General features: G+C 67.8%; 11 protein-coding genes. 5 read left to right on the forward strand and 6 right to left on the reverse strand.

The window, feature by feature from the left end:
* Positions 1-9 precede the first annotated feature (9 nt).
* The 5 genes from V1Y59_RS20435 (at position 10) to V1Y59_RS20455 (ending at position 4767) form a co-directional block, all read left to right on the forward strand.
* Positions 10-690, forward strand: coding sequence for a Jag family protein (locus V1Y59_RS20435; protein ID WP_330506877.1), 681 nt, complete (start codon positions 10-12; stop codon positions 688-690).
* Positions 691-1014: 324 nt separating this feature from the next.
* A complete protein-coding gene (gene rsmG, locus V1Y59_RS20440) occupies positions 1015-1599 on the forward strand; it encodes a 16S rRNA (guanine(527)-N(7))-methyltransferase RsmG (RefSeq protein WP_431309245.1) in 585 nt (194 codons plus the stop codon).
* A 146-nt stretch (positions 1600-1745) separates the two neighbouring features.
* Positions 1746-2693 carry a ParA family protein gene (locus V1Y59_RS20445; RefSeq protein ID WP_330506879.1) on the forward strand — a complete coding sequence of 316 codons (948 nt, stop codon included), beginning with the start codon at positions 1746-1748 and terminating at the stop codon, positions 2691-2693.
* A 52-nt stretch (positions 2694-2745) separates the two neighbouring features.
* Positions 2746-3795, forward strand: coding sequence for a ParB/RepB/Spo0J family partition protein (locus tag V1Y59_RS20450; RefSeq protein ID WP_330506880.1), 1050 nt, complete (start codon positions 2746-2748; stop codon positions 3793-3795).
* Between the two features lie 141 nt (positions 3796-3936).
* The gene (locus tag V1Y59_RS20455; protein WP_330506881.1) at positions 3937-4767 is read left to right on the forward strand and encodes a hypothetical protein; all 831 of its coding nucleotides are present in this window, start codon (positions 3937-3939) and stop codon (positions 4765-4767) included.
* Positions 4768-4833: 66 nt separating this feature from the next.
* Here V1Y59_RS20455 and V1Y59_RS20460 read toward each other — a convergent pair whose 3' ends face one another.
* The 6 genes from V1Y59_RS20460 to V1Y59_RS20485 all read right to left on the reverse strand — a co-directional run bounded on the left by V1Y59_RS20460 (position 4834) and on the right by V1Y59_RS20485 (position 10076).
* The gene (locus V1Y59_RS20460; RefSeq protein ID WP_330506882.1) at positions 4834-6012 is read right to left on the reverse strand and encodes an N-acetylmuramoyl-L-alanine amidase; all 1179 of its coding nucleotides are present in this window, start codon (positions 6010-6012) and stop codon (positions 4834-4836) included.
* A 216-nt stretch (positions 6013-6228) separates the two neighbouring features.
* Positions 6229-6567 (reverse strand): thioredoxin, encoded by a 339-nt coding sequence (gene trxA, locus V1Y59_RS20465; RefSeq protein WP_330506883.1) that lies wholly within the window; start codon positions 6565-6567, stop codon positions 6229-6231.
* Positions 6568-6635: 68 nt separating this feature from the next.
* Positions 6636-7628, reverse strand: coding sequence for a thioredoxin-disulfide reductase (gene trxB / locus V1Y59_RS20470; RefSeq protein WP_330506884.1), 993 nt, complete (start codon positions 7626-7628; stop codon positions 6636-6638).
* A 155-nt stretch (positions 7629-7783) separates the two neighbouring features.
* Positions 7784-8548 (reverse strand): anti-sigma factor family protein, encoded by a 765-nt coding sequence (locus tag V1Y59_RS20475; RefSeq protein ID WP_330506885.1) that lies wholly within the window; start codon positions 8546-8548, stop codon positions 7784-7786.
* Positions 8549-8695: 147 nt separating this feature from the next.
* Positions 8696-9256, reverse strand: coding sequence for an RNA polymerase sigma factor SigM (sigM, locus tag V1Y59_RS20480; RefSeq protein WP_330506886.1), 561 nt, complete (start codon positions 9254-9256; stop codon positions 8696-8698).
* A 118-nt stretch (positions 9257-9374) separates the two neighbouring features.
* Entirely contained in the window at positions 9375-10076 is a 702-nt protein-coding gene (locus V1Y59_RS20485) for a TetR/AcrR family transcriptional regulator (protein ID WP_330506887.1), read from the reverse strand.
* Between the last annotated feature and the right edge of the window lie 6 nt (positions 10077-10082).

A 10082-nucleotide genomic window follows, 5' to 3' on the forward strand; every position in this document is an offset into this window, starting at 1 on the left:
GAATGTGAGATGACAGCAGAGACCGCCGCGCACGACGAGCGCGAGATCCAGGACGTCACCGACCCGGTGGCCGGTGAGGCGACCGAAGCCGGGACGGCAGCGACCGTGACGGAAGGGACCGACCCGACCCCTGCGGCTTCGGACAGCACGGGATCGGCCGAGGACGACTCCGTCGCAGAAGATGCGGATGCGGATTCCGATGACGAGGACTCCGAGGGCGACGAGGAGGATCGTCTCGTCGAAGAGGGCGAGATCGCCGGCGACTACCTCGAGCAGCTCCTCGACGTGCTCGACTTCGACGGGGACATCGATCTCGATGTCGACGGTGACCGCGCTGTGGTGAGCATCGACGGGGGCAACGATCTCGACCGGCTCGTCGGCCGCAAGGGTGAGGTGCTCGACGCACTGCAGGAGCTGACCCGTCTGGCCGTGCAGCAGTCGACGGGTGTCCGCAGCCGTTTGATGCTGGACGTCGCCCGCTGGCGTGCGGATCGCCGTGATCGGCTTGCCCGGCTCGGTACCGAGGTGGCCGAGCGTGTGGTCAAGTCCGGTGTCCGCGAGGAGCTGGATCCGATGACGCCGTTCGAGCGCAAGATCGTCCATGACGCCGTGGCTGCGGTCGACGGCGTGGTGAGCGAGAGCGAAGGCGCGGAGCCGAAGCGGCGCGTGGTGGTCCTCCCGAGCGCCTGACGTTCACTCGATATTCTCAGCAGAGTCCCGGCCGATGGCCGGGACTTTGTTGTCTCTGGAGTGGGAATTACACGTCTGTAGTTAGGCCGCCGTCGGCTGTTTCACGTGAAACGACACGACCTGGTTTCACGTGAAACACCGCGAAGGATGAGCGGCCGGGAGCCACACAGTGAAAGGATGTTTCACGTGAAACGGGACGATGACGCTGGGGTGCCCGGCGCGGACGACTCTCCACCAAAGGCACCGGACGTTGCGTCACGACTGTTTGGCGCAACCGTCGATCGGGCTGAGGCGTACTGCGCGTCGCTTGCCACAGACGGAGTCGTGCTGGGACTCATCGGGCCCCGCGAGGTCCCCCGCCTCTGGGAACGCCACATACTCAACTGCGCGGTCATCGGTGAGGCGATGCCGCCGTCGGCGAGCGTCGTCGACATCGGGAGCGGGGCCGGTCTGCCGGGCATTCCACTCGCCCTCGCGCGTCCGGATCTCCGCATCACCCTGGTGGAGCCGTTGCTGCGGCGGAGCGACTACCTCCAACGGATCGTCGACGAACTGGAACTGGACGTCCGGGTGATCCGGGGCCGTGCGGAGGAGAAGTCGATTCGCGCACAGGTGGGCGGAGCCGACGTGGTGACCTCGCGAGCGGTGGCGCCGCTGGAACGGCTGACGAAGTGGTCCGCTCCCCTGATCGCCGACGGTGGTCGACTCATAGCCATCAAAGGGTCGTCCGCCGAGGAGGAGATCGCCCGCGACGGTGACGCCGCGCGGCGGGTGGGGGTCGTCGACCTTCACGTGGAACAGTGCGGGGTCGAGGCATTGGAGGTCCCGACGACCGTTGTCGTCGGGACGAAACGAGGTACCGCCGGCGCGTCGAAGCGACGCGCTGGTGCGCCGAAACGGAAGAGGTGATCGGATTGGTGTGGAGTCCGCGGAGGGCGCAGAATGGACGGCAGACCGATGATCGATCGGTGGCCGTCGATGTCGCGGAGTCCTCAGCCTCGGATGCGACGGACGGCGGTGTCGGAGGATTCGTAGTCGGGCGAAGGAGTCCAGGCGTGGTCGAACAGGACCGAAGTGTTTCACGTGAAACGTCCGTCGGTGGGAGCTCCTCCCCCGCATCGGTCCCCGGGTACGACGACACCCCGATCGCTGCCGCGGCTGCCCGAGCGAGTCAGGTACTGACCCCGGGTGGTGCCGGCGAGCTCCCTCGGCCGTCATCGCCACGCATCATCACCATCGCCAATCAGAAGGGTGGCGTCGGCAAGACCACCACCACAGTGAACATCGCTGCCGGTCTCGCCTTGCATGGACTGGGTGTCCTCGTCATCGATCTCGACCCCCAGGGCAATGCCAGCACCGCACTGGGCATCGATCACCGGGTCCCCGATCTCGCGTCGGTGTACGAGATGCTCCTGGGCGAGGTCTCCCTGAAGGAGACGATCCAGCGCAGCCCCAACAACGACAAGCTCTTCTGTGTCCCCGCGACCCTCGACCTGGCCGGAGCCGAGATCGAACTCGTGTCTCTCGTCGCCCGAGAGAATCGCCTCCGCAACGCCATCGACGAGAATGTGCTGACGGATCTCGGCATCGACTACGTCCTGATCGACTGTCCCCCGTCGTTGGGTCTGCTGACCGTCAACGCGATGGTCGCCGCGAAAGAGGTGCTGATCCCGATCCAGTGCGAGTACTACGCGCTGGAGGGTGTGGGTCAGCTGCTCCGCAACATCGAGCTGGTGCAGGCGCACCTGAACCCGGGACTCCACGTGTCGACGGTGGTCCTCACCATGTATGACGGACGCACCAAACTCGCGGATCAGGTCGCCGAAGAGGTCCGCCGGCACTTCGGCGAGACCGTGCTCAACACGATCATCCCGCGCAGCGTCAAGGTGTCGGAAGCGCCCGGCTACGGGATGACCATCATCGAGTACGACCCGGGCTCACGCGGCGCGATGAGCTACCTCGATGCCTCGCGGGAGATCGCTTTGCGGGGCGTGTCGGCATGACGGTCGGTTTCACGGGAAACCGTTTCACGGGAAACATCGGGAGAGGACAACAGTGACTCAGCGAGATTCCGCACAGCGTCGAGGCGGCCTCGGCAGAGGACTGGCCGCTCTGATCCCGACCGGTCCCCCGGAGGGCGCCGGGCCTTCGGGCCCGCGACTGGGCACGGCCGCCGCGGATGTCGTGATCGGCCGGGGCGTGGCGGTCGACGATCCGTCGGCGAAGCCCGGTGACGCCGACGGCGTGACGGAAGGTGTCGTGTCCGACGACGTCGGCGCCGTGTACCGCGAGATCCCGCCGTCGCAGATCCAGCCGAACCCGAAGCAGCCGCGCTCCGTGTTCGACGAGGAAGCCTTCGCCGAGCTGGTGCACTCCATCAAGGAGTTCGGGCTGATGCAGCCCATCGTGGTGCGACCGCTCCCCACCCCGACCGACGACGGCGTGCGATACCAACTGGTGATGGGTGAACGCCGGTGGCGGGCCAGCAAAGAAGCCGGCTTCGACACCATCCCGTCGATCGTGCGGGAGACCGCAGACGCAGAGATGCTTCGGGACGCGCTGCTGGAGAACATCCACCGCGCGCAGCTGAACCCGCTCGAAGAAGCGGCCGCCTATCAGCAACTGTTGGACGAGTTCGGCGTCACCCACGAGGAACTCGCCAACCGATTGGGCCGGTCCCGACCACTCATCACCAACATGATCCGACTCTTGAAGCTGCCGATCTCGGTGCAGCGACGCGTCGCCGCCGGGGTGCTGTCCGCCGGACACGCGCGTGCCCTGCTGTCCCTCGAGACTGGCAGCGACGCCCAGGAGGCGCTGGCGGCGCGGATCGTCGCCGAAGGCATGTCGGTGCGGGCCACCGAGGAAGCGGTGACCCTGGCCAACCGCGGTGACGATCAGCCCGGCTCCCCCGCCGGGCCCGCCAAGCGCAAGCCGATGCAGATGCCCGGACTTCAGGACGTCGCCGAACGGCTGTCCGATCGACTGGACACGAGGGTTACAGTCAGTCTCGGGAAGCGAAAGGGCAAAGTCGTGGTGGAGTTCGGTTCGGTGGACGACCTCGAGCGGATCGTCGGCGTGATCGACCCCGGAAAGGCCGGATGACGGGCTGATCGGCGCACACCCAGGTACCCGCACGTTACGTCACAGTGACACTTCACCAGCGAGGACGACAGTGAAAGTACGAAACCCTTTGTCGGACATCACTTTCGACGCTTCGCGCGACTGCGGACCCAGGCCGACGGCATGAACCTCGCGGTGACCCGGCTGGATCTCGAGTCCTTCGACACACTGCCGCTGCACACTCGGCGATGCGTGTTCTGGGAGGTCGATCCGGCGTCGACCCGCGACACCGAGAAGAGCATCTTCGGGGATTTCGGCTCGTTCGAGAGCGAGTTCGACAAGGAGGCGTGGATCTCCGGCGTCATGCTCGAATGGGGCACCTGCGCACAGGTCGCGGTCGAGGGCCAGACCGGTCACGTCGTGGGCAACGCGTTCTATGCGCCGCCGCGACGGGTGCCGCGGTCGACCCTCTTCCCCACCTCGCCGGTCAGTGCGGACGCGGTTCTGCTGACCTCCATCCGCACCGAGCCCGGATTCGAGGAAGCGGCACCGATTCTGCTCGATGCGGTCGTCACCGATCTCGTCCGTCGCGGCGTCCGGGCGATCGAGGCGTTCGGCGTGGTGCGGGTGCCGGGTGAGACCGAGGCCGGAACGGCGGGACCGGCGCCGGCAGCGCACCCGGAGGACGTCGCGGATCTGGGCGCGCTCGAGACGATGACGACTGAGATGCGGCTGTGGGCCGACGAGGCGATCGTGGAGATCTCCCGCACCATGCATGACAGCCCGCAGCAGGGTTTGTGCCTGCAGTGCATCATCGACGCGGACTTCCTCAAGGACTCCGGATTCGACGTCGTCGCCTCACACCCGCGGTTCCCCCGGTTCCGGCTCGAGCTCGACGAAGGTCTGGGCTGGAAGCACGAAGTGGAACACGCTCTCGAGAAGCTGGTGGTGATGGCCGCACTCGATCTGGCCGGCCGGGAACGCGAGGCCGCTGTGCCGGTGGGTCGGCGCTGAGGTGACCCGGTAGCACCGAATCCGACACAGCCGAATCCGACAGTGCCGGAAGAAGTTTCCGGGGATTCAGCTCGAAAGGCGCTCGGCGGCAAGAAGTTCGGCGAAGGTGAACGAGCCGGTGGGACGGTCGTCCTCGCCGAGCAGATACAGCCGCTTCACGGCGACGAGAATCGCCTCCGCGATCACATCGCGCATCTGCGCGTCGTCGAGGGTGGCCACGTCGGCGGAGTTGGTGATGTACCCGATGTCGATGAGCGCCACCGGCATCCTGGTGAGTCGCAAGACATCCCATGTCCGCTCGTGTGTGCGGCAGTCGGTGAGCGGAGTGCGCGCGACGATCTCGCGTTGGACGAAGCCGGCGAGATTGCGGCCGATCGTGGAGAACGAACCGTGCGAGTTCCCGAAGTAGAACGAGGCGACTCCGTGTGCGCGCTCGTTCGGGTAGTGGCCACATCGGAGCGAGACCATGAGGTCGGCGCCGACCATGTTCGCGACCCGGGCGCGCTCCTCGTCGCCGGGGCGGCCACGGCCGTCGTGCGACAGGAACGTCTCCATGCCGGCCGCGGACATCCGACCTTCGAGCCGCGCCCCGAGATCCCAGAGCACCGCAGATTCCGTCTCGGCGCGGGCGCCGGTCGAGAGTTCATGTAGCCCACCGGAACCCGGATCGATCAGGATGCGTTTGCCGGCCAGCTGCGGGCCGGACCGACGGACGTGCTCCTCTTCGCGGATGGCGTGCGGTGACCCGCCGGTCACGCGGGTGCCGAGACGTTCCAGCGAGCGCAGGGTAGACGGACCGCAGATGCCGTCCGAGGAGAGGCCGAACTCACTCTGGTACAGACACACCGCGTTGTGGGTGGTCTCCCCGAACGTGCCGTCCACGAGGCCGGTGTAGTAACCGAGGTTCTGGAGGCGACCCTGGAGGGTGGCGACGTCGTCGCCGACCATCGGGGCCGACAGTCGGTACAGCAGGACCCGGGCGCCGAGCTGGTACGAGGCCTCCCGCAGTACCCGGTAGGTGGCCGGGCCGACGATGCCGTCGACGATGAGGCCGCGCTGTTGCTGGAACGCGCGCACGGCGCGGTCACACGCGTCGTCGAACACCGCCTCGGGCGGATGCCAGCCACTGATCGTGCCCGATAGACTGTCCGGCGCGGGGGTGGACGTGAGCAGCCCGAGTCCGACGAGAATGTTGCGGATCTCGGCGACAGCCGAGCCATGATCCCCGCGGCGGAACAGCGGCATCGGCAACTCCTCGTTCGTTCGGTGCGGTCGTGGCACGGGTCTCGGCATGGGTGTCAGCGTCCCCCCGGTCGGTGCTCACCGCGCACCGGCGCAAACACCAGGCATTCTTTCAGGTCGTGACGGCACGACCAAATGATGGCGCCGCTCGGGGCGCCATCATCGGTTGTCGGGATGACGTCCGCCTCGGGCGGAATGCCGTCTTCCCTGGTCGGTGGGTTATGCGGGGGATCCGACGACGTCGTCGAGCTCGCGCAGCAGCGCGGCCTTGCCCTTGGCACCGACGATCGTCTTGGAGGGCTTGCCGCCCTCGAACAGGATCATGGTCGGGATCGACATGATCTTGAAGTCACGCGCGACGGCCGGATTCTCGTCGACGTCGAGCTTGGCGACGGTCAGTTTGTCGGCGTGATCCCGGGCGATCTCCTCCAGGACGGGCGCGACCATGCGGCACGGGCCGCACCAGGTCGCCCAGAAGTCAACGAGCACCGGCTTGTCGGAGCCGAGGACCTCGTCGGCGAAGGTGGCGTCGTTGACGGCGACGGTGTTTGCTCCCATGGTGTCCTCCTATGGACTTCTCGGATGGGTGGTTCAGATCAAGCAGGGTGGCTCAGGCAGGCGAGTGGTCAAGCACTGGCGTCGACGACGTACATGTCGCTCTCGACCGACGGCGCGGCCAGGCCTTGGTCGGCCAGCCAGCGTTCGGCGTCGATCGCGGCCGAGCATCCGCTGCCGGCGGCCGTGATGGCCTGGCGGTACGTGTGGTCGACAAGGTCACCGCAGGCGAACACGCCGGGCACCGAGGTGTAGGTGGTGCGGCCGTCGACCTGTACGTAGCCCTCCGCGTCGAGGTCGATCTGCCCCTTGACCAGCTCGCTGCGCGGATCGTGGCCGATCGCGACGAACATGCCGGTCACCTCGAGCGTGCTGGTGTCCCCGGAGACGGTGTCGGTCAAGCCGAGGGCGGTGACCGATCCGTCGCCGACCACCGAGGTCACCGCCGAATTGGTGACGAACCGGATCTTGTCGTTGGCGCGGGCACGTTCGAGCATGATCTTCGACGCACGGAACTCGTCGCGCCGGTGGATCAGCGTGACGCTGCGCGCGAACTTGGTGAGGAATGTCGCCTCCTCCATCGCGGAGTCGCCACCGCCGATGACCGCGATGTCCTGGTCCTTGAAGAAGAAGCCGTCGCAGGTGGCACATGCCGACACCCCGCGTCCGAGGAGCTCCTGCTCGTTCTCGACGCCGAGGTAGCGGGCGGCGGCACCCATCGCGAGGATCACGGCGCGGGCGCGGAACACCTCGCCGCCCACCTCGACCTCCTTGACGGGACCCTCGAGCCGGACGGTGTCGACGTCTTCCATGCGGAGGTCGGCACCGAAGCGGATGGCCTGCTCACGCATCTCGTCCATCAGCGCCGGTCCCTGGATTCCGTTCTGGAAGCCCGGGAAGTTCTCGACCTCGGTGGTCGTCATGAGGGCGCCACCGAACTGGGTGCCCTCGAAGACGATCGGTGCGAGTTCGGCGCGCGCCGCGTAGATCGCGGCGGTGTAGCCGGCGGGACCCGATCCGATGATGATCAGGTCGTGGATCTGCTGGCCGTCTGCGTGGGTCATCCGTCCTCCGTGTCGACGACGCGGGTCGTCGGTGTGTGCTGCCGCGTCTCTAGGTTCTCGGCTGTGTCAACATCAGGGTAAAGGCAGATGTTCCCCGCGGTCGCGGGCGTGCCGGACGCGTCACATCAGGCGCATCAGATCACTGGGCCAGCGGTTCAGTTGCCGATCAGCGTGCGCGAGATCGTCGAGGGATTGCCGGTGGTGCAGTCGGGACCCACGACCAGCGCGTCGAACCGGCCGGCGACCCCGGTGGCCAGCAGGATCACCGCGGCCGGCCGATCGCGCAGGGTGATGGGACCCGAACCCACCACGGCCGTGCCCTCGGGCACGTCGTTCGCCGCGGTACAGCGGCGCAGCTCCGCCTCGGAACCGAATGGGGCGGCATCGTCGCGGCCGAGGACAGAGAGCATGGCCATCCGCTCCCCTGGTTCGGATGTTGCCGAGGGGACGGTTGGCTGCGCCTGTCGGGCGGGCTCCTGGGGGCCCGGTGAGCGGAAGAGGCCGACAGACACCGCTACCACCACGGCGACCGTGGCGGCACCGGCCAGCCCGGCGATGGCGAGACGGCGAGAGCGCTTCGCGCGGCCTTGATCCGGGCGCGTCAGTGGCACCGCGGTGTGCCCGCCCGCGGCGGCGACGTCGGCGCTGATCCGGTCGAGGGTCTCGCTGGTCCGCGCAGCCACCGTCGGGGGGACGGACACCGGATCGGGCGGGGCATCGCGGAGACCCGCAGTCGTGCGGTCGAGCGCGGCCAGCACCGAACGGGCCTGTGGATCGTCGGGGAGATGGGATCGGACGTGATCGGCGACCTCGGGTGGCAGGGCGTCGGCGTGCAGATCGGCGAGCAGGTCGACGGAGAACGGGGGCTGCGGGAGGTGCGACGCGTCACTGCGGTCGTTGTCTGCTCCCGGCGGGACCATCGCTCCACTCTCCCACTTCTCTGGCCATCCGATCGGCCCCTGGTCGGGGGCGGTGATCGTGCTCGTCCACTCTAGGACGCACCGGGCCACGGTCCGGTTCCATCGGGATCGGATGTGATCGGCGCGATGGATGTGGGTTCGATGTGATCAGGAGTCCCGGAGGTGGCCGAGGGACTGCGCCAGGCGGAGGCGACCGCGAGCGCAGCGGCTCTTGACGGTGCCGATCGGGACACCGAGCCGTTCCGCGGCCTCCTTGACCGAGAGTCCCTCGACATCGACGGCGACGACGGCCGCCCGCTGGTCCGGTGGCAGCGCGTCGAGGGCACGGCCGATGGACACCGACAGGTCGACGGCGGCCATCTGGTCCCGGTCGTCGGCCAGCGGCGCGACGTCGAACTCCGGAATCGGCACGGTCAGGCGCACGCGGTTGCGGCGTATGCGGTCGAGACAGGCGTTGACCACGATGCGGTGCAACCAACTGGTGACCTTCGCATCGGATCGGAACTGCTCGGCCATCCGATGGGCATTCATCAGCGCATCCTGCAGCGCGTCCGCCGCGTCGTCGGGGTTGTCGCTCGTCCGACAGGCGACCGACCAGAGATACGCGTGGTGACGTTCCACCAGCGCGGAGAATGCCCCCGGGTCACCGCGCACGTGTGCGAGCAGCAGATCTTCGTCGCTGCGCGCGTCGATGCTCCCCCGAGGCATGCGATGAAGGTTAACGGACGTGAACCGTCGATGTGCCACTGACCTGCGGGTTGTCCACAGATCAGGGGACACCGGTCAGCCTGTGGATCGACGCCCGCGATGCCCTCCGAGAAGGACGTCAGCCGAGAAGACTCCGGTAGGCCGCGACGAACAGGTCGACGCTGACGTCGAGGATCGCGTCGAGCTCGAACAGATCGCTCTCGGTGACGTCGCCGGGTGCGAACTCCCCCGCCGTGCTCGTGTACCAATCGACCAGCAGCTGGGTGACCGCCCCGACGAGCCCGATCGCGGTCAGTCGCTGCGACCGATCGGCCGACCGCTCCCCCAGTGCGAGCGACAGGATGAGGTCGGCCCACCGGTGGATCGCCGCCAGTCGTAGGCGTTCGATGTCCGGACTCACGCCGACGACCTCGACCAGCATCACCCGCGCGCGCGGGGGGTTGTCGGCCAGGGTGCGCACGAAAGCGCTCAGCGTCGCCCGGGCGACCGCCGCCGCGTCACCCGCCGCGATGCCCGCCTCGCGGGTCCCCTCTCCCCTGTCGCCGGCCACGAACTCGGCACCCGCGGTGATCGTGGCATCGCGGGCGAATGCCACACAGTCGTCGTACACGTCCGCGAGCAGCGCGAACCGGTCACGGAACGATTCGTAGAAGTAGCGCTGGGTGAGTCCGGCGTGGTCACAGATCCGCTTCACCGAGACGTTGGCGAACCCCTCCGTGCCGAACAGTTCCAGGCCCGCGGCGATCAGCTCCGCGCGTCGGCGGTCGCGGCGTTCGTCGGCGTCGGCGCCACCGTAGCGGCGGCCCTCGGCGCTGCTCATCAGGAC

This window comes from Gordonia prachuapensis, assembly GCF_036350515.1.
Lineage (GTDB): Bacteria > Actinomycetota > Actinomycetes > Mycobacteriales > Mycobacteriaceae > Gordonia > Gordonia prachuapensis.